Origin of the sequence: Bacillus nakamurai, from assembly GCF_001584325.1 — a bacterium.
Classification (GTDB): Bacteria; Bacillota; Bacilli; order Bacillales; family Bacillaceae; genus Bacillus; species Bacillus nakamurai.
The window spans coordinates 1-20,883 of the sequence record NZ_LSAZ01000018.1; the positions used below are offsets into that span (position 1 = coordinate 1).

Here is a 20,883-nt window from a genome sequence, read left to right on the forward strand (position 1 = left end):
CGGTGAACCGTTTTGTCCCGCGGCACGGGAAGGGATTTGCCTTTCCATGCGTCAAGATGGACTTGTTTTTCTGTTTCATTAATGAGTGAAAGCTGTGAAAGCTGTGCATTCGGTTTTTCCGCTACGGAATCTAACAAGTGAAGCCAATAACGCTTCCATGTTTCTGCCGTTTCCGGTTTAAACAGCGCGGTGTTATATTCAAGCACAAACGTTAAGCCGCCGTTTGTTTCGTCCGCCGTCAGCGTCAGATCAAACTTGGCCGTTTTTCTCTCAAACGGATGGTGTTTGAGCTCTATTCCTTCCATCATCAAATCTTCCGCATTTGCGTTTTGCATCGAGAATACGGCATCAAACAATGGATTCCTGCTCGTATCGCGCTGCACTTCGACCTTTTGCAAAAGGTCTTCAAGCGGATAATCCTGCGCATCAAACGCCCCTAAGGCGGTTTGTTTCACTTCATCAAGATAGTCCGTGAAGGCCTTGTCTGCTTCCGGATACGTACGCATCGCGAGTGTATTCACAAATACACCGATGACGCTTGCAAGATCGGCATGTGACCGCCCCGCAACCGGAGAACCGACAATGATATCGTGCTGGCCGCTCAGTTTTGATAAAAATGCGCTGTACGAAGCCAGCAGCACCATGTACATGGTGGAATCCGTTTCTTTCGCCAGACTGCGGAGAGCCAAAGTCTGCCCCTCAGTCAGAGAAAAGATCAGCCGGTCACCTTCGAAGGTTTGAACGGCAGGACGGCTGTAATCCGTCGGCAATGTCAATACCGGCAATTCGCCGGCAAGCTCCTGCAGCCAATGTTCCTCCTGCTTGCGGTATTTCTCTGATTGGATAAACTCCCGCTGCCATACAGCGTAGTCTTTATATTGAATCCGAAGCGGCTCAAGCGTTTCTCCGCCATACAGACGCGACAATTCATCTATCAGCACGCCGACCGAGGCGCCATCTGAAATAATATGATGCATATCAAACAGCATGAGGTGGTCATCTTCAGCAATCTTAACCAATCCCATTCTGACAAGAGGGAGCTGGTCCAAGCGGAAAGGCCGGATAAAGCCGTGAATGATGCGTTCAGCATCCTCCTCAGAGGACTCATGATATTCAACATTCAAATCAGCTTCCGCCCATATCCGCTGAACCGTTTCTCCATCCTTGATTTCAAAGGTTGTTCTGAATGCTTCATGGCGATCCGTCAGCTGTTTCATGACAGCATTCAGCTTTTCAGCATCGAGCTTTCCTTTCAAGCGCAGCACGGACGGCATGTTATAGCTTGTTTCAGCGCCTTCCAGCTGCTGAAGCACAAACATTCTCTTTTGCGGAGAGGAAACCGGATATGTTTCCTGCACTGCCGCCGGTGTAATGCTTTTAGCCGCCTGCTGATCAGCGCCGGCAATAAGCTGTGCCAATCCGGCCACCGTCGGCGAAGTGAAAAGCTCCTTTAATGTAAGCTGTACGCCGAACGCCTGATGAATCAAAGCGAGAAGCTTCATTCCTGCTAAAGAATGGCCTCCGATTTCAAAGAACTGGTCATTGATGCCAACCTGCTCCGTTTGCAGCACCTCAGCCCAGATATCAGCCAGTTTCTGTTCTGTTTCATTGCGCGGAGCCTTATATGACACGGCGTTCGCTGCGGTCACGTCAGGAAGCGGCAGTGCCCGGCGGTCGATTTTTCCGTTTCCTGTAAGCGGCAGCTCATCCATTTGGATAAAGACGGCCGGAATCATATACGCCGGCAAATCCTTCGCCGTATGCTCCCTCAGCTCCTGGGAAGAAATTTCTCCAAGGCCGACAAAATAAGCACAAAGGAGCTTGTCACCCGCGCCTTGATCCACCGCGAGAACGACACTTTCTTGAACACGGTCATGGCTTTGCAGCTGATGCTCGATTTCTCCAAGTTCAATCCGCTGTCCGCGAATTTTCACTTGATGGTCGATACGGCCTATAAATTCGATATCGCCATTCGGAAGCCATCTGGCCAAGTCTCCTGTTTTATACATGCGCTCACCGTCTTTGAACGGATGAGGCACAAACTTTTCTTCCGTCAGCTCAGGACGGTTGAAGTAACCTTGCACAAGCCCCTCTCCGCTGACGCACATCTCACCTGCGACTCCTGCCGGCTGAACGCGTCCGTCCGGATTCAGGATGAAGACTTCCGTGTTGCTGACCGGTTTTCCGATCGGAATGGAAAGCGTGTCCTCTTCAATGACATCCACCGGATGATATGTCGCAAACACCGTGCTTTCTGACGGTCCGTACATATGAAGCAGTTTGCCTTTGCCGACTGTTGAAAGCGCCTTTTTGACATGCTCAACCGAGGCCCGTTCTCCTCCGAACATGATTTTCCGGAGTGTTGACAGGCAGGAAGTTTCCACATCCACAAGCAGATGGAACAGCGCCGTCGTAATCATGAGAATGCTGACATTTTCCCGTTTGATCACATGAGATAAGCGGGACATGTCCAGCACGGTTTCTTTCGGAACGATTACAAGCTTTGCGCCGTTTAAAAGAGAACCGAACAAATCAAACATAAAAGCGTCAAACACATAATTGGAAAGCCCGAGCACCGTGTCTTCTTCAGAAACGGTCAAATAGTTCGTATCTTTCACCGTCCGCAAGATGTTGGCATGTGTGACAATGTTCCCTTTCGGCGTCCCCGTCGTACCGGATGTATAAGTGAGATTGGCAATCGTTTTTGAGTCAAACGGCAATGCGAGATTATGAGATTCCTTGTCATAGCTCGCCTCATCGTCAGCAAGCACAACCACTCCTTGAAACTCGGCCTTTTCCGCGATCGGCTTTAAGCTATCCTGCGTCAGCAGCACATTCGCCCCGCTGTCACGGAAGAAATGCTGAATCCGCTGAACCGGATGTTCGGGATCAATCGGCACATAAGCGGAGCCCGCTTTTAATACAGCCATGATCGAAACAATCATGTCCGTTGACCGTTCACATAAAACAGCCGCCGTTTTTCCGCCGCCTCCGACAGAAAGAATATGCCGTGCAAGCCTGTTGGCCCGCTCGTTCAGCTCCTGATACGTCAGCTCTTCTCTTTCAAACTGAAGCGCTGTACGGTTTGGCGTCTTTTCAGCCTGCTCCTCAAAAATCTGTACGATTGTTTTATCTTTCGGATAAGCCGTTCGTTTTGGATTGAATTGCTGTAATTGATCCATTGCCTCCTGTTCAGAAAGCAGATCATAGTCGCTGATCTTCGCTTCCGGCGCAGCGGCTGCGCTTTCCAGCAGGTAAACATAATGCGCCAGCATACGGTCTGCGGTCGACTGTTTATAAAGCTTCGTGCAATAATCCAGATCGAGCATCATGCCGTCCGCCGATTCCCGCGCCTGCATCGTCAAATCAAATTTGGCGATGTTGAAATTTGTTTCATGAACGGATAGCGTAAGATCACCGATTTCCGGAATGCCGTCCGCTGCATTTTGCAGACTGAACATTGTATCGAATATCGGATGCCTGCTCATATCCCGGGGAACATTCAGCTCCTCGGTCAGCCATTCAAACGGGTAATCCTGATGAGAAAATGCGTTCAGCACCTGCCGCCGTACATGCCCCAACAGGCTGATAAAGGATTGATCCTGCTTGACCGAGCTTCGCAGCGCAAGCGTGTTGACAAACATGCCGACAAGCCCCTCGGTGTCAGAATGATTTCTCCCCGCTGACGGCGTGCCCACGATAATATCTTCCTGTCCAGAATATTTAGAAAGCAGTGCATAGTATGCAGACAAGAGCACCATATAAAGAGTCGCTCCGTTTTTCTCGGCTATCTTATGCAGCCGTTCTTGAAGCGCTTTGCTCAGCTTGACAGATACACGGTCGCCCTCAAAGCTCTGCACCTGCGGTCTCGGATAGTCAGGGAGCAGCTGAAGCACAGGCAATTCACCCGCAAAGACATCCTTCCAATATGCCCGCTCCTTCTGGTAGCCTTCTTCGGCTCGTTCTGTTTGCCATACGGCATAATCCTTATATTGAATGCGCAATTCAGGAAGCTGTACCCCGCTGTAAATGACGGCCAGCTCCTTCAGCATGATGGCGATGGACACCCCGTCAGAAATGAGGTGATGCATATCAAACATCAGCATATGGCGGCGTTCGTCGAACTTTTTCAAACCGATTCTGAACAGCGGCGCTTTTGACAAATCAAAACGGCGCACAAAATCCTTCATGACCTGTTCATTCGGTCTGCCGTCTGCCTCTATCATTTGAATGTGAAACGGAACATGCTCATGAATCACTTGCCGCGGCGTGCCGTCCTCTAATCGAAATGACGTTCTCAGCGCTTCATGCCTTCCGATTAAGACAGAAAAGGCATGTTCCAGCTTCTCAATATTTAATGGCCCTTCAACAATAGCGGCAGCAGGCATGTTATAGCCGACGCCCGCATCCTCAAACTGGCTGGCGATATACGTCCGCTGCTGGGCGAGCGAAAGCGGATAATGCGCTTGTTTTTCGGCAGGCTCAATCGTACGGAAGGCTGTTCCTTGTTTGCGGCTGGCCGCATAATCAGCCAGCGCGGCGATTGTCGGATGCTCGAACAAGTACTGCAGCGGGATCTCAACGCCCATTTGCTTATGAATTTTCGTCAATAGTGTCATCGCTTTTAACGAATGTCCGCCTGATTCGAAGAAATGATCATAAATTCCCGCCTTGTCCATCCCGAGGACTTCCTGCCAGATGGCAGCGAGCGTTTCCTCCGTTTCATTTCTCGGCGCGGTATACACTGACGAGCTGACGGCTTGCACATCAAGCGCAAACAGCTTGCTTCGGTCTGCCTTCCCGCTCGGCGTGAGCGGAATTTCTTCTACATTTGTAAAGTAAGCCGGCACCATGTAGTCAGGAAGGTGTTTTGACACATACTCCCTGTACTCGGCAGGCTGAAACTCTGTTCCATTCTCCTGCACGATATATGCGCATACGTCTAAATTCCCCTGCTGATCCGGTCTTGCCAGTACGACGGCTTCAGCCGCGCCCGGCGCTTTTCTGAGCACCGTTTCAATTTCTCCAAGCTCGATGCGGTATCCGCGGACTTTCACCTGATCATCTTCCCGGCCGATGTATTCCATCGCTCCATCAGGCAGCCAGCGCACCATATCACCGGTGCGGTACATGTTCCCGCTTCTTGTGAACGGGTCAAGCGAAAACTTCTCAGCGGTCACCTCCGGCATATTTAAATAACCGCGCCCCACGCCGTCTCCGGCGATATAAAGCTCTCCGACCGTGCCGTCGGGCTGAAGCTGTTTATGTTTATCCAGTACATACAGCCTGGCATTTCCGAGCGCTTTTCCGATCGGAACGTACGCAGCTTGATTGCCGATTCCTTCATTTGGTAAGACAGGGTGCACAGACGCATCCACACACGTCTCCGTCGGCCCGTATACATTTGTCAGACGCGGTGCTGCGCCCGCTTCTTTAAAGAGCGTCATCAGCTGATCGGCGACGGCGGCAGACAAGCCTTCTCCCCCGATAAGCAGGTGGCGCAGTTCAATTCCGCTGACGTCCCCGGCCGCGGCGATCATTTGCAGATGGGCAGGCGTTCCGTCAGTGGCTTCAATCCGGTTTTCTCGGTAATAATCAAGCAGAGCCGAACCGTTTGTTACGATTGTTTTCGGCACGATATAAAGAGTCTGCCCCAAGAGAAGCGATGCAAAAATCTGTTTAACCGAAGCATCAAAATGGAACGGAGCCAAGAGCGCCATCCTTAACGTCTGTTCACCGCATTGATAAATCTCTTGCTGAAGAGACTGAACCAGATGGTGAACTTGGCGATGCTCAATCATGACGCCTTTCGGCCGCCCCGTCGTACCGGATGTATAGATGATGTAAGCCAATCGGTCTGATTCTGAGTTTACGCCGACAGACGGCGTCTCATAGTGAACCGCTTCATCAAAATCAATCAGCTCAGCTTCCGTTACCGGCGCTTTTACACCCGCTTCCGTCAGAACCGCTTTCGCTCCGCTGTCTTCCAAAATGTACTGAATCCGCTCAGCCGGAAAGTCGGGATCTATCGGGACATAAGCGCCTCCGGCTTTCAAAATCCCCATAATCGCCGTAATCACCCGCTCCGAACGGCCGAGCAGCACCGCAACTGGAGAATCGGCTGATATACCATGCTGCAGAAGGCGTCCCGCAATGCGGCCGGACTGTTCATGTAATGTACTATAGGACAATGTGCGGCCTTCATATACAACCGCAGGTTTGCCGGCAAGAGCCTCCGCTTTCTCTTGAAAAAGAGCCGGTATCGACATCTCCTTGCGGTATGCCACCGGATTGCCGCCGGCCCGTTTCAGAAGACGCTCTTTTTCCGAATCAGGAATAAGAGCAAGCTCATCAATCGCGCGATCAGGAGAGAGAAGCGCATCTTCAAGCAATGTGATCAGGCGTTCAGAAACGGATGCAATCTCTTCTTCGGTGAATACGTCACTGCGATAGTCAAAGTCAATCGTCAGTTTTCCAGTGTCCCATCGTTCCTTCACATGAATCGAAATATCATTTGTCCCGCTCCCGCTGAAGATAGGATCAGTTAAAAATGAAAGATTCTCTTTTTTCTGCCACTGCATCACCTGGTACTCCAGAGACACGGTAAACAATTTGCTCAGCGTGCTTTTCGACTCGCGCAAATCGTTCACAAGCAAGTTATACGGATACTTTTGATGACGGAGAATTTTCATCAGGTCCTTCATCCGCCCTTTTACAAATTCCAAAAACGTTTGGCCTCCGTCGACGCTTGTCCGCACAGGCACCGTCGAAACAAACATCCCGAGCATCTGCTTCTCTTTCGCATTCGTCCGGTTTCCCATAAACGTGCCCGTAACGACATCATCCCTCCCGGTCACTCTGTACAGGTATGCGATAAGAGCTGACTGGAACAGCGAGAGGACACTGACTTTATGGTCTTCGCAAAATGTCTGAATATGGGCGTATAGATCGTGAGGAATTTCTTGAGTAAACCTTTTCGCATCAAGGCCGGCGTCACCCCGGCTTCTTTTAAGGGACACAAGCTCCGGAATGGTATCAAACTGACCGTTCCAAAAATCACGGTCCTTCTTGAACCTTTTGGAATCAACATACTCCTGCTCTGACAGGACATGCTCGATAAAGGAATGTGATTCGCCTTTATCTTCACCTATGCCGCCGGTTAGTTCTAAATAAATATCAGTAATCGTATTTCCTAAAATCGTCATTGAAATCCCGTCTGAAATAATATGATGAACATTTGCATAGAACCAGACCTCGTTTTCACTAATCGTATACAAGGAAAAGCGGAATAAATCCTGATCATATAACGGCAGAGGGCGGTTTGCCTCCTCACGCCCCCACTTTGACAGCTCGTCCGCTGATAAACCGGCTTGCCTGATATCCGTATGTTCAATAGACAAGGGATGGTATCCGCTCACATATTGAACAGGCTCCCCGTCCTCATCAAGACGAAGCTTGATTCTCATTGACTCATGCCGCCGGACAAATTCTTGAATGGCACTCTCAACAAGCGCCGCATGAACCCCGTCCTCCGAGATCAGTTTTCCGAAACCGGCGAGATTTGAAATACTCGTATTCGGATAGAATTTCTCTGTATACCAAATACGTTTTTGAGCATTTGTTAAAGGATAAAAAGTTATTTCCATATGTTTGCGCCTCCCTTTTTATGAATCAGTTGTCAATTCTCCCTTAGAAACAGCCTCCCACTATGTCTCTAACGCATTCTCAAGCCAAAAGAACCACTTCCGCAAAAAAGATCCCGGTCCAGTGTCCGCCAAAATGCCGCGTCCGCAGGCCTGCCAGTACGCATTCCGGTAAAAAAATATGAGAAATCAAGACAAAAGCCATTGATTGTAAGCATGAAAGGTTTACCTATTTCTTCATGTATTTCTATATATCTACTTAGTTCACTTTATATGAAAAATTTGTTTTTATCACCGAAAAATGGGTGAAAAGTTTCATGCGGCACACCGAAAAAATTTCCGACAAAAACAGAGGGTTTTTTGCGGCATCCCGCAACATATTTCCAAAAATATTATTTACAAAAAAATAAAAATTTTTAAAACATAACTTTTTTCAGATGAATCTCCAGCTATTCCACAACTCACAATCTTTACAAACTTTACTGATTGTCTGCATGATAGCGCAAGAACCGAAAAAGCACATACAGCCGTTCGCAATATGATCTCAAAAGACCGCAAAAAAGCCTGCTATGAAACAGAGCGCTTTAATAAGATTCCTTAATCACTTTTTTATTTCCATATATGCTTTTCCCTGCTCATACATGGCGTCCAGAATCAGCAAAAACCTCACCCCTTGAACCGTTAAGGAATATTCCGCTTTTTCGGGGGGACGACCTATATACTTCCCTGTGAACAATCAGATCATGTTCCAGCTCCCTGAGCTGATTTACAAGAATTTTTTATGTTATATCCGGAATTAAAGCTTTTATTTCATTAAACCGCTTCATGCCTTCTTTCCCTAGATGCCGCATATCAGCATCTTCCAATCCCCTTCCTCATCAACTTTTTATAAAAAAAACCGATATAAAATAAGATGGCAAATTAATAAAGCAAGGGGAATTACGATGAAAATCAGATTGAAACTGGGAACCAAAATATTATGTATGGTTCTTTCCATCATACTGTTATTCGCAATAGCAGCAGGAATTGTTTTTTTCAAGGATATGACGGACGGGCTGAAAAAAATGGCCACCGAAAAAGCAAAGGGCGACCTTTCACTAAGCAGCCGCTATATAGACGATACAATCAAAGGCGATTGGGTCATTAAGCAAGATAAGCTTTACAAAGGGGACACGTTAATTAATCAAAATGAAGAACTCGTTGATTTGCTTGGTAAAGAAACAGGCGACACCGTTACCATTTTTCAGGGCAGCACCCGCGTCGCAACTAACGTCATGAAAGACGGACAAAGGGCTGTTGGTACAGACGCAGCTGCCGATGTCACCGAAACCGTACTCAAAAACGGAGAAACATTTTACGGCGAAGCTGACGTTGCAGGGTCTTCCTATCAAACGGCATACCTGCCTTTAAAAGATAAAAACGGCACCATTATCGGAATGCTGTACACAGGCGCAAGCCAAAGTATATTAACATCGCTCACTAAATCTATCTTTACGCAGGTTTCTGCTGTTTTAGCTGCAGTTATTATATTGTCTGCTGTTTTGGTCACACTTTTCACCAGAAGAATCAATAAACGTCTGAACCGTTTAAATCTCGCGTTTGAAAGCGCCGGAAACGGCGACATGACAAAAGATATATCAGATTCATCCAGCGATGAATTGGCTGATCTGAGTGTCTCCTACAATAAAATGAGATTGAAGTTAAGCAGCACCATTCAAACCGTCCAGCGCTCGGCGGAACAGCTTGCCTCATCATCGGAGCAATTGTCGGCAGGCGCAGAAGAAACAAACCAGGCTTCAGAAAAAATTACGGAAGCCGTTCAGCAAATCGCAAACCGTTCTGATCAGCAAATGACTAGAATTTCAAGCAGTGAGGAGGCAATGGAGCAAACAGCGGGCGACATTCAGCAAATGTCAGTATATGCATCAGATATCGCTGACAAAGGGCATTATGCAGAGCAGAAAGCAAAAATGGGCGGTAAAGAGATGGCAAACGCTCAGCAGCAAATGAATACAATTCATCAATCCATCCAAAAAAGCGAAGAAATGCTTCAGCTCCTTGATGGCCGCTCGAAACAAATTGACCAAATTGTCTCGGCCATTACGCAGATTGCGGACCAAACAAACCTGCTTGCACTAAATGCATCTATTGAGGCGGCCAGAGCCGGAGAGCACGGAAAAGGCTTTGCGGTTGTCGCAGAAGAGGTCAGGAAGCTTGCGGAGGAATCTCAAAAATCAACCGGCCAAATTTCTGAAGTAATTGCAGAAATACAGTCTGATATGAAACAATCCTCGCTTTCTATTGAATCCGTAAAAACAGAAGCTGCGGAAGGAGTCAATATGATGCAGCGCATCGGACTCGTTTTCAGTGACATCGTAAACGCCATGGAAGAGATCAGCTTTGGGGTCAACAGTCTTTCAGCTTCTGTACAAAATATCTCGGCAAGCGCACAGGAAATAACGGCCTCCTTTACGGCTAATACAGCCGACATTAAAGAATCTAATTCGAATACGAAGCAAGCGGCTTCATTGGCCGAAGAACAATTTGCAGCTATGGAAGAAATCACGGCTGCATCAGATACTCTATCTCATCTTGCGGGTGAGCTTAACGCTATAATAAGTCAATTTAACATTCGGTAGCAATCGGTACTGTCCGCACACAGCCGCGGAAAAAATCATTTTCGAATCGGTTTTCACATAGAAAAAAATGATTTCCCCGGCCAGATTAGCAGATATCAAACGAATTTGCAGCCGAAAAATATTTTTTCACTTCTTTACAGCCGGCCGATTCTGCTTTATTCTTGGACCAGCTATACAGCAATTGAAGATCGGAGGTGATTCTTTCTTTTGAAAGCATTGAAAGCACTGCTGTTTGTTCTCATCATCATTGCCGGAGCAGTCACGGCCCTGATAAAAGGTGATATTTTCTCAGATAACGAGCAGGCCGTTCAGCAAAATGATTACGATAAAATCATCAATTTTCCGTCCGACCGATATCCGGAAACAGCAAAGCATATTAAGGACGCGATAAAAAAAGGGTATTCCAGCATATGCACCATTGACAGAGACGGAGTACATAAGCGGCGCGAGCAATCTCTTAAAGATATACCGGTCAAAACGGGATATGATCGAGATGAATGGCCGATGGCGGTTTGTAAGCAAGGCGGAACAAACGCCTCCGTGGAGTATATTTCTCCCGCAGACAACCGGGGAGCCGGATCTTGGGTGGGGCACCAGCTTACTAATGATCCCGACGGAACGAGGGTTTTATTTAAGATTAAATAAAAGGCAGGAGGAACAGCACATTGATTAAATCATGGAAACCGCAAGAACTTACCATTTCTTATCATCAATTTACAATCTTCCAAAGAGATTCAGAACCGCCTGTTATTGACTGGACTGATGAAGCAATTGAAAAAGGATATGCGGAAGCAGACGGGGCTGTCTCGTTTGAAGCCCAGAGAAATACAAAAGTGTTTATTGTGCTGCGGCTTAACTGCAGCGAGCCGGTCCATTCCTATGAGAAAAAAGTGACTGTTCCATTTGAGGCCGTAAAAGAAGGAATTGAGATTGAGAGTATCATGTCAAAACGGATTTTCTTTGACCTTCCAAAAGGGCAATACATTCTTACCTGTTATTCAGTTCCGGCTGAATCATCCGACCTTCATGCAGATACGTATATTATTGATGCAGCCTCAAAATAAAAAATCCCTGAGAGAAGAACTCTTCTCTCAGGGCACTGTTTATAAACTTTCACCGTTTGTTTCAATCACATGCTGATACCAATGAAAGCTTTTTTTCTTGATACGCTTCAAATCCTTCTCATTTTCTTCATCTCGGTTAATATATACAAAGCCGTACCGTTTTTGATAGCCGTTCAGCCAGCTTAATAAATCGGTAAATGACCAGCTGCAGTAACCGATCAGATCAACCCCATCGCTTATGGCCTGTTTGCACTGTTCAAGATGCGAATGTAAATAGTCAATTCTGTAATCATCCTGAATTGAGCCGTCTTCTTCTATTTTATCAAATTCACCTAAACCGTTTTCCGTTATAAAAACAGGCAGCTGATAACGGCTCGTTATGCGACGCAGGCCGATCGGGTCAATGGTCCAATCCCAATTGCTTGTTACAAGATTCGGGTTCTTCTTCGTTTTAAACAGACCCGGTATACCAGTATCCTGGTTCGTGCCTTTTTGACCTGTTGTGTTCATTTTTCCTTCTGATACACCGTCAAGTGAATTTCTTTCATACGTAATCGTCTGATAATAATTAACGCCGATAAAATCCGGCTTGCCTTTTGCCAAGAGCTCCATATCACCAGGTTCCACTGTCGGCGCCCAGCCTTTTTCCTCTAAATAACGGAAAGGAATTTGAGGGTATGTTCCCCAAGAGTACATGTCGAGCCACCAATGATTCATAAATTCCTCGGCGTTTTCAAAAGCAGTTATATCCTCCGGGCGGCTGGTAAACGGATAAGCCGGTGAATAAGCAAAGCTCGGTCCGATTTTGCCGCCTGGCACATATTTTCGAAACGATTCAATGGCTTTGGCATTAGCTAAAAATGCAATATGATTCGCATCATAAAACCGCTTTCTGTCTTTTACTCCCGGCGGATGCGTTGCGGTGATAAACCCGTTATGAAAATTGTAATTCTGCTCGTTTAACGTGACCCAGTACTTCACCTTGCCGGCAAATCTTTTGTATAAGGTAATGCAGTATTCATTAAAATCGTCGATTATGTTTCTCGATTCAAATCCGCCGTATTCATCCATAAGCACCTGAGGCAAGTCCCAATGATAAAGCGTCAGGACCGGTTCAATATTTTTAGAAATCAATTCATCTATCAGGTTCTCGTAAAATGCTATTCCGGCCTCGTTGATTTCTCCTCTTCCGTTCGGAAAGATCCGCGGCCAGCTGACAGAAAACCGATAAGCTTTCAGTCCCATTTCTGCCATTAATGCCACATCTTCTTTATAACGGTCATAATGGCCGACTGCTGTATCTCCGTTTGAACCTTTAAACGTTTTACCCGGTATTTTTGTGAAAAGATCCCATACAGAAGGGCCTTTTCCGTCTGTATTCCATGCTCCCTCAACTTGATAGGCCGCAGAAGCTGATCCCCATAAAAATGTATCAGGGAAAGAGCCTGGTTTTTCGTGAATCATATGTTTTCACCCTCTCGATGCGTTTGATAACCATATCATACGTTATGAAACGCGTTTCAGAGCAATCCTCATATATTCGAAAGGGGCCTGTCAGCGTTTCATCAATCAAGAGACAAACAAAAACATCCAACAAAAAAATTGGATGCTCAAGAATGGTGACGTTTTTCAAGCTTATGAGGGGGAGGTTTCGGTATAAAGCCGTTTTGTTTCATCATGTTAAAGTGTCTGTCCATATGCTGTTTGATATGCTCAGCTTTTTCTTTCGGCAATACACCGTACTCTACATACTTGGAAATCACATGTTTGCGTTTTTCCAATATTTCTTTTTCCAGCGTCTCTATTTCTTTTTTCTGCTGTTCTGTAAGTGACATGGTTGAAGGCATTTTCGTTTCAGCGGCGTGCGCAGGTATTGAAAAAACCATTGCGGCAATAAAAACCGCAATCAATTGTAATGCAGCTTTTTTCATTAACTGTTTCCTCCTTCAGCTGTTTGTCATATGTTGTGCTTTCATCCATTTTTTATACAAAAAAAGAGCGAAAAATTTATTCGCTCTTTTCCATCCCATCTTCAGGTCTTGCGTAAGTGACGTACGTTCCGGCCACAAAATCGTGAATTGACCGTTTATCTTCTCTTATTCCGACCATGAATGCGCTCACGATTGCGGCTATGCCAAATGTAACACCGTATATAAGGCCGCCGACAAGCACTCTTAAAATCATGGTGAGAAAGCTCACCTGAGAACCGTCTTTTTTGACAATGCGGATTCCGCAAATCTTTTTGCCGATGACATATCCATTCCAGTATACAGGCAGCACAATAGAGTAAACGGTCAAAATGACACTGATGAATGTGCTGTCATTCGGGTCTTTTCCTGTTATCAGCATAAAAATGATCGCCAAAGGCAAAGAAATAATTAAATAATCCAGTAATACAGCTCCTAGTCTGATCCAAAATCCCGCCGGTTTGTAAATATTCATTGTTTCCCCTCACTATGGCTTCAAAATCACTTTAATATTGCCATCTTCTTTTCTGTCAAATATATCATATGCAGCAGGGGCTTCGGCAAGACTCATTTTGTGTGTAATGATATCTGTCGGATCGATTTCTTTTTGTTCAATCATTTGATACAGCATCGGCATCAGGTGTATGACGGGTGCCTGTCCCATTTTTAAAGAGACGTTGCGTGTGAAAAAATCGCCGATTGGAAAGCCGTCTGCTTCAGAGATGTAAGCTCCGGTGAGTTGAACAGTGCCAAACGTCTTTACGGCTTCTGACGCTGTGAGAATCGGGCTGATGGTTCCGAACTGATTCGGTTTTTGATCTGCTTTTTCTTTTGCAAGCGGCGTGCCGTCCATTCCGACACAATCAATAACGACATCGGCGCCGCCTGATGTTTGTTCAAGAAGCAGCTTTCCGATTTCATCGTGTTCTGTGAAATTGTATGTCTCCACTCCGTTTGTGCGTTTTGCATGTTCAAGACGATGAGGGACTTGATCGACAGCGATCACCCGCTTTGCTCCCTTTTTCCAGGCGAATTTTTGCGCCATTAAACCAATCGGCCCTGAGCCAAGAATAATCACCGTATCTTCTTTTTTCACCCCGCCGTGCTGAACACTCCAAAAGGCTGTCGGCATAACATCTGACAAAAAAAGCACCTGTTCATCTTCAAGCTCGCTTTCTGCCGGTACAAGAAAGGAAGAAAAATCGGCGTAAGGCACACGTAAATATTCAGCCTGACCGCCGGGGAAATTCCCATTAAACTCAGAAAAGCCGAATAAGCCGCCGGCATCAGTGTGGGGATTGGGGTTTGACTCATCACATTGGCTTTCCATTTGGTGCCTGCAATAAAAACATTCCCCACAGCCTATGTTAAAAGGAATCACGACCCGGTCGCCTTTTTTCAGTTTTTGCACCTGGCTTCCCGTTTCTTCCACAATTCCCATGGGCTCGTGGCCGACGATATACCCCGGTTCCGCAGGTATTCCGTTTTTATACAAGTGAAGGTCTGATCCGCAGATCCCCGTTGCGGTGATGCGGACGATGACATCTCTTTCATCTTCAATTTCGGGCGCTGCTACTTCTTTCACTTCCATATGCTCTTTCCCTTGATATGTCAGTGCTTTCATTTCGTTCAGCTCCTTTTTTTATCACTCCTTCCCTCTTCACTTTCATTTAAACACGGCCACTATGTTATTCCGCCCGCTGGATTTCCCATTGAAACGGATCTTCGAGCTGCGTCCAGTCTGAATCGAACTCAGATTCCGTTAACAGGCATTGATCCAATTCCTTTGTGATGGCTTCTTGATCTAAATCAGTTCCGATAAAGACCAGATTGGTATGGCGGTCGCCGAATTGAGGGTCCCAGTCCTCCATGATCTGCGGTTCTTGCTGTTTGATCTGCTCCTGCTCAAGTTTCGGCATAGCTGCAACCCAGTAGGAAACAGGTTCAACAGAGACCGCCGGGCCCGCCTGAGACATAAGGAGCGCCAGGCTGTTGTGCGTGGCGCACCAGGCAATCCCCTTGGCCCGCACTATGTTTTCAGGCATCGATTGGTGAATCCAGTTGTCAAAACGCACGGTATGAAACGGCAGCCGCCGTGAATACACAAACGAAGTGATGCCGTATTCTTCGGTTTCCGGAGTGTGTTCTGCATGGCCTGCCGGCAGCTCCTTGATCCATCCGGCGGATGAGCTCGCTTCCTCAAACTGAAATAAACCGGTATTCAAAATGTCGGCAGCTGCAACCTCCCCTCGGACGGAGCGAATCAGCTTTGCCCGGGGCTGTAATGCACGAAGAACGGTTTCAAGCTGGTCAAGCTCTTTTTCGCCCACCATATCGCATTTATTTAAAATGAGCACATCGCAAAACTCTATTTGGTCAATCAATAAGTCCGCAATCTCCCGTTCATCCTCCTCCCCGGCTGCTTCTTTGCGGTCCAAGAGGCTGTCGCCGGATTGGAAATCATGCCAGAAACGATTTGCATCAACCACTGTTACCATTGTGTCTAATTCACAAAATTTCGTAAGATCAATGCCCATTTCTTCATCTATGTAAGAAAATGTTTGGGCGACAGGGATCGGTTCGCTGATTCCCGTGGATTCAATCACGATATAATCAAATCGTCCGTCCTTTGCCAGTTTTTCAACTTCTATCAGTAAATCCTCACGCAGCGTGCAGCAGATGCAGCCGTTGGATAATTCTACGAGTTTTTCATCCGTTCGGGATAAGCCGCCTCCCTGCTTTACCAAGCCAGCGTCTATATTCACTTCGCTCATATCATTAACGATGACTGCGATATTTAAGCCGTCGCGATTTTGCAAAATATGATTAAGTATGGTCGTCTTTCCAGCGCCAAGATAGCCGCTCAATACTGTAACCGGAATTTTTTTCATTTTAAGTTCCCTCCTGCATAAATCAAAATTATTACGATTTATATTTTATTAGAACGTAAAGATTACGATTTAATCCTACGTTCTTTCTTTCTGATTGTCAATTGATAATGTCATTCAGCTGATTACAACCTTCGTTTTGACTGGGATGTTTTCATAGATCCACTTGGCATCAGGGATTGCAAGCCGGATGCAGCCGTGGGATGCTTTTGTGCCGAGCTTTTTTGCTTCTTTTTCTATTACTTTTTTATTCTCTTTCATCGGCACGCTGTGGAACAGAAATTCACCGTGGTTTTTCCATGATACCCAGTATTCTGCGCCTTCCTTGTATCCTAGAGAAAAGAACCACTTTCCGCGCTCGTGCTGTATATAAAAAGTTCCCTTCGGCGTTGAATCATCATCTGATCGGTCAAGTCCTGAGGAAATCACCATGGTATAAAGCGTTTTGCTGCCCTCTTTTATGTATGCCCGCTGTTTTTCAGTTGAGACATCAATCCATACTGATTTCTTTTTGATATCGGGGTATGGCCCTCCGCTCGGCTTTGTCCAGTCTGTTTCTTTTGTTTCAACTTGAGCCGATTTCGGTTCAGCGCTTGCCTGTGCGGTCCCGCTGCCTGACTGTGCGCAGCCCGCCATAATACTGACCGGCAGCAGTAATATAAACAGCAATAATAACATGCTCCGTGATTTCTTCATGAAACAGATCCTCCCGTTTTTCCATTCTGCTTGGCGTACTTCAGCTTCGCATAGGCGTCATGCAAATGAATGGACTCCTCATTCCGGCACTCGATTTCAAAGGCAGACACCCATGGAAGCTCGTACAAATCAGCGGCTATAAGACGTATCAGATCCTCAACAAATCTCGGATTCTCGTATGCTGTTTCCGTCACCGCTTTTTCATCAGGCCGTTTTAGGACAGGGTGGAGTTTCGCGCTTGCGTTTGTCTCGGCGGCCTCCAGCAAATCGGTTTTGAAATCGTCAGGAAGCTGTGCCTGCGGGTCTACATCCGCCATGATGGTGACGATACCTCTTTGGTTATGGGCGCTGTACTCGCTGATTTCCTTTGAACAAGGGCAAAGCGTCGTCACCTTTGCTGATATGCCGACCCGCTGTTTATACGGCAGGCCCGCTTTATATTCGGTATGAATCACAGCTTCAGCGTGCATCAGCCCGGTTTTGTGAAGCATCGGGCTTTTTCTTTCAAAATACCACGGAAATTTCACTTCTGATATGGCGGAGGTTTGATTCATCTTTTCTGCAAGCTCTCTCGTAAACGGCTTGAGAGACTCTAAGGAAAGAACCCATCCGGATTCATAATAATCCTGAAGCTGTTCTGTAAGCCGGCTCATGTTGATGCCCTTTTGATGCCTCCGCAAATGAGCGGTCAATGTAAATTGTCCGGACGCAGTCTGTTCATAAGGCGCAAGGTAGGACGTAATCGAAACCGGATGTGATACGTTGGTGACCCCTACTTGTTCGATTGCAAAGAAATACTCTTTCTCCGTATTTTGAAGATCCTTCATTTTCTCTTTTTCTATCGGCTTTTTCCCATTTTTCGGATCAACAGACCCAAAATGCCGGTGCCGTTCTGCCTTGGAGGGCAGCAGAATATGTTGGTTCAACTGATAAAACTCCTCTCATATAAATCGTAATTATTACTGTTTATTTTGCCTATTTTTCGAGTGAAAATCAAGAAAAAAAATACGCCCTATACTATGTATAGGGCGTGCTGAGCATTACTGCACCACTAATTTCTTATGATGGGTCGAGTACATCGCCATTTTTTCAGCGTGAGGATCGAGATAAGCCTTGGCGCTGTTTACCGCTGTCGGACCTTCTGTAAATCCTCCGGCGATGAGCTTGAGTTTGCTTTCGTAACTGGCCGCATCGCCTGCGACGAACACACCGGGCAGGTTCGTCCGCATATGTCTGTCCGCCTTTATCCGGCCGTCTTCCGTGTCCAGACCCCATTCTTTGATGGGACCGAGATCAATGGTGAATCCGTGATTGATAATTAATTCATCTATTTCTATGACCTCTTGCGCTCCCGTTTCTGTATGGACGGCCGTTATGCTTTCGATGATATCCCCATTCCCGCTGATGTGCTGTAATGAATACGGGGTAAGTACGCGTACAGAGGACTGCTTCATTTTGGTTACTGCGCTTTCCAGTCCGCCAAACTCTTCTCTTCTGTGAAGAATCGTGACAGAGGCTGCGAGCGGTTCCAGTTCATTGGCCCAATCTACTGCTGAATCGCCTCCGCCTGAAATCACGACATGTTTTCCTTGAAATTCGGCGAGCTTCTCGGCTGTGTAGCGGAGATTTTTCCCCGCATATGCACTTGCGTCATGATGATTCAATTCATTTACCTCAAGCGTACCCATGCCGCAGGCTAAAATGACGGTGCGTGTATAGTGAGTTTCTCCGGTTGCAGCGGTCAATTCAATTGCGCCGTTGTCCAAGCGTTTGAAACCAGTTATTCGTTGGTTAAAGACAAAATCAGGATCAAATGTTGCAGCCTGCTCTTTCAGCTGCTCAATCAGCTGCGCGCCGGCAATTCCCGGTATACCGCCGATATCCCGAATGATTTTCTCAGGAAAGAACATAGACACTTTGCCGCCCGGCTTCGGTAAAAATTCAACCACTTTCGTTTTTAATTCCCGCAGCCCGCAGTAAAATGCCGTAAACAAGCCTACCGGCCCTCCGCCGATAATCGTAACATCATATATCTCTTGTTTGTCAGCCATCTTCCCGCCTCCCGTACATTTTATTTATGTTATGTATATCACCTAATTGATAATGAGTATCATTCACAGTATATCACAGTTTAATAGAATCTTTAAAGCCGGAGAAAATGAAACCATTTCATGATAGACTTATTCCATTATCAGCTTTATGAATAGCGGGGGTTACTTTGTGAGTTCACAATCTTCTTTTCTTCAGCTTAACTCTATTTTTATCAGTATATTAATAGAAGCAATCCCGTTTATCTTAATCGGCGTGATTTTGTCGGGGATCATTCAAATGTTTGTGTCAGAAGAAATGATTGCCAAAATCATACCGAAAAACCGTTTTCTCGCTGTTTTATCCGGCGCTCTTGCGGGGATTTTGTTTCCCGCCTGTGAATGCGGCATTATTCCGATTACGAGACGGCTGCTTCTCAAAGGCGTCCCCTTGCATGCGGGTGTTGCGTTTATGCTGACCGCGCCGATTATTAATCCGATTGTGCTGTTTTCAACATACATTGCATTCGGGAATAAGTGGAGCGTTGTCTTTTACCGGGGCGGGCTGGCGCTGGCCGTGTCGCTGATCATCGGGGTGATTTTATCTTATCAATATAAGGACAATCAGCTTTTGGCGCCTGCCGAAACGGGGCATCACCATCACACCGATCGGCAGACCCTGCTTCAAAAACTGGGCGGTACGCTTCGCCATGCGATTGAAGAATTCTTTTCAGTCGGAAAATACTTAATCATCGGCGCCTTTATCGCCGCTGCCATGCAGACGTATGTCAAAACATCGACATTGCTTTCTATCGGGCAAAATGATGTATCTTCCTCGCTTGTGATGATGGGGCTGTCATTCGTCTTGTCTCTTTGTTCAGAAGTGGATGCCTTTATCGCATCTTCATTCAGCAGCACATTTTCTTTAGGATCTTTAATCGCCTTTCTTGTTTTCGGAGCGATGGTTGACGTAAAAAACCTGTTAATGATGCTTGCTGCCTTTAAAAAACGATTTGTTTTCCTGCTGATTACATATATCACCGTAATTGTGTTAGCGGGATCACTGCTTGTAAAGGGGTGATCGGATGTTTCGTCTTTTAGTGCTGATGGGTTTTACGTTTTTCTTCTATCATCTGCATGCTTCAGGGAATCTGACAAAATATATTAATATGAAATATTCCTATCTGTCCTTTACGGCGATTTTTCTGCTGGCCGTTTTAACCGCCGTTCAAGCGTATGTGTTTATCAAATCGCCTGAAAAAAACGGACACGATCATGATTGCGGCTGCGGGCATGATCATGATCACGAGCACGGACATGAGCAAAATAAACCCTTTTATAAACGCTATTTTATTTATCTCGTGTTTCTATTTCCGCTCATATCAGGGATATTCTTCCCGATCGCCACGCTTGACTCGTCCATCGTGAAGACAAAGGGCTTTTCGTTTAAAGCGATGGAAACCGGTGACCATTACTCGCAAACACAATATTTGCGGCCGGATTCGAGCTTGTATTATACGCAAGACAGTTACGACAAACTCATGAAAAAGCTGTATGACAAGTATTCCGGCCAGAAGGAGATTTCTCTGAAGGATGAGGATTTCTTAAAGGGAATGGAAACCATCTATAACTATCCGGGTGAATTTCTCGGACGCACGATTGACTTTAACGGATTTGCATATAAAGGGAACGCCATTAATAAGCGGCAGCTCTTTGTACTGAGGTTCGGCATCATCCACTGTATCGCTGATTCCGGCGTGTACGGGATGCTCGCGGAATTTCCGAAGGACATGGACATCAAGGATGACGAATGGGTTCATATGAAGGGGACACTATCCTCTGAGTACTACCAGCCGTTCAAATCGACGCTGCCGATTGTGAAAGTGACGGACTGGCATACCATTAAGAAACCTGATGACCCTTACGTATACCGGGGATATTAAAGCTGAAACCAGTACG

The 20,883-nt window shown here is 46.3% G+C and carries 14 protein-coding genes and 1 pseudogene; 5 read left to right on the top strand and 10 right to left on the bottom strand.

Annotated elements, in window-relative coordinates; translation table 11 throughout:
- On the bottom strand, window positions 1-7,646 hold a 7,646-nt coding region (srfAA, locus tag AXI59_RS09920; protein WP_061528071.1), incomplete at its 3' end, for a surfactin non-ribosomal peptide synthetase SrfAA.
- A 598-nt stretch (window positions 7,647-8,244) separates the two neighbouring features.
- A pseudogene (locus AXI59_RS09930) lies at window positions 8,245-8,502 on the bottom strand (winged helix-turn-helix transcriptional regulator).
- Between the two features lie 85 nt (window positions 8,503-8,587).
- Here AXI59_RS09930 and AXI59_RS09935 point away from each other — a divergent pair.
- The 3 genes from AXI59_RS09935 (at window position 8,588) to AXI59_RS09945 (ending at window position 11,346) form a co-directional block, all read left to right on the top strand.
- Window positions 8,588-10,282 (top strand): methyl-accepting chemotaxis protein, encoded by a 1,695-nt coding sequence (locus tag AXI59_RS09935; RefSeq protein ID WP_061528072.1) that lies wholly within the window; start codon window positions 8,588-8,590, stop codon window positions 10,280-10,282.
- Window positions 10,283-10,489: 207 nt separating this feature from the next.
- The gene (locus AXI59_RS09940; RefSeq protein ID WP_061519952.1) at window positions 10,490-10,927 is read left to right on the top strand and encodes a NucA/NucB deoxyribonuclease domain-containing protein; all 438 of its coding nucleotides are present in this window, start codon (window positions 10,490-10,492) and stop codon (window positions 10,925-10,927) included.
- Between the two features lie 20 nt (window positions 10,928-10,947).
- Complete coding sequence (locus AXI59_RS09945; protein ID WP_061519953.1) at window positions 10,948-11,346, top strand: competence protein ComJ; 399 nt, start codon at window positions 10,948-10,950, stop codon at window positions 11,344-11,346.
- 39 nt (window positions 11,347-11,385) lie between these two features.
- Here the strand turns inward: AXI59_RS09945 and AXI59_RS09950 are convergent, their stop codons facing one another.
- From AXI59_RS09950 to AXI59_RS09985, 8 genes are all read right to left on the bottom strand, one after another.
- The gene (locus AXI59_RS09950) at window positions 11,386-12,810 is read right to left on the bottom strand and encodes a glycoside hydrolase family 1 protein (RefSeq protein ID WP_061528073.1); all 1,425 of its coding nucleotides are present in this window, start codon (window positions 12,808-12,810) and stop codon (window positions 11,386-11,388) included.
- A 146-nt stretch (window positions 12,811-12,956) separates the two neighbouring features.
- Window positions 12,957-13,277, bottom strand: a complete 321-nt coding sequence (locus AXI59_RS09955; RefSeq protein ID WP_061519955.1) for a YckD family protein — start codon at window positions 13,275-13,277, stop codon at window positions 12,957-12,959.
- Between the two features lie 76 nt (window positions 13,278-13,353).
- A complete protein-coding gene (locus tag AXI59_RS09960) occupies window positions 13,354-13,788 on the bottom strand; it encodes an RDD family protein (RefSeq protein WP_061528074.1) in 435 nt (144 codons plus the stop codon).
- Between the two features lie 12 nt (window positions 13,789-13,800).
- Entirely contained in the window at window positions 13,801-14,937 is a 1,137-nt protein-coding gene (locus AXI59_RS09965; RefSeq protein ID WP_061528075.1) for a zinc-dependent alcohol dehydrogenase, read from the bottom strand.
- Window positions 14,938-15,001: 64 nt separating this feature from the next.
- Window positions 15,002-16,204: a GTP-binding protein gene (locus AXI59_RS09970; protein WP_061528076.1), complete on the bottom strand. Its 1,203-nt coding sequence runs from the start codon at window positions 16,202-16,204 to the stop codon at window positions 15,002-15,004.
- 114 nt (window positions 16,205-16,318) lie between these two features.
- Window positions 16,319-16,897: a L,D-transpeptidase gene (locus AXI59_RS09975; protein WP_420806845.1), complete on the bottom strand. Its 579-nt coding sequence runs from the start codon at window positions 16,895-16,897 to the stop codon at window positions 16,319-16,321.
- Complete coding sequence (gene folE2, locus AXI59_RS09980; protein WP_061528077.1) at window positions 16,894-17,823, bottom strand: GTP cyclohydrolase FolE2; 930 nt, start codon at window positions 17,821-17,823, stop codon at window positions 16,894-16,896. Before folE2 ends, AXI59_RS09975 begins: the two co-directional genes overlap by 4 nt.
- Before the next feature lie 114 nt (window positions 17,824-17,937).
- The gene (locus AXI59_RS09985; protein ID WP_061528078.1) at window positions 17,938-18,948 is read right to left on the bottom strand and encodes an NAD(P)/FAD-dependent oxidoreductase; all 1,011 of its coding nucleotides are present in this window, start codon (window positions 18,946-18,948) and stop codon (window positions 17,938-17,940) included.
- Between the two features lie 169 nt (window positions 18,949-19,117).
- On the opposite strand from AXI59_RS09985, the gene AXI59_RS09990 reads away from it, so the two are divergent.
- The gene (locus AXI59_RS09990; RefSeq protein WP_156476257.1) at window positions 19,118-20,005 is read left to right on the top strand and encodes a permease; all 888 of its coding nucleotides are present in this window, start codon (window positions 19,118-19,120) and stop codon (window positions 20,003-20,005) included.
- Between the two features lie 4 nt (window positions 20,006-20,009).
- Complete coding sequence (locus AXI59_RS09995) at window positions 20,010-20,867, top strand: TIGR03943 family putative permease subunit (RefSeq protein ID WP_061528080.1); 858 nt, start codon at window positions 20,010-20,012, stop codon at window positions 20,865-20,867.
- The last annotated feature ends 16 nt before the right edge of the window (window positions 20,868-20,883 follow it).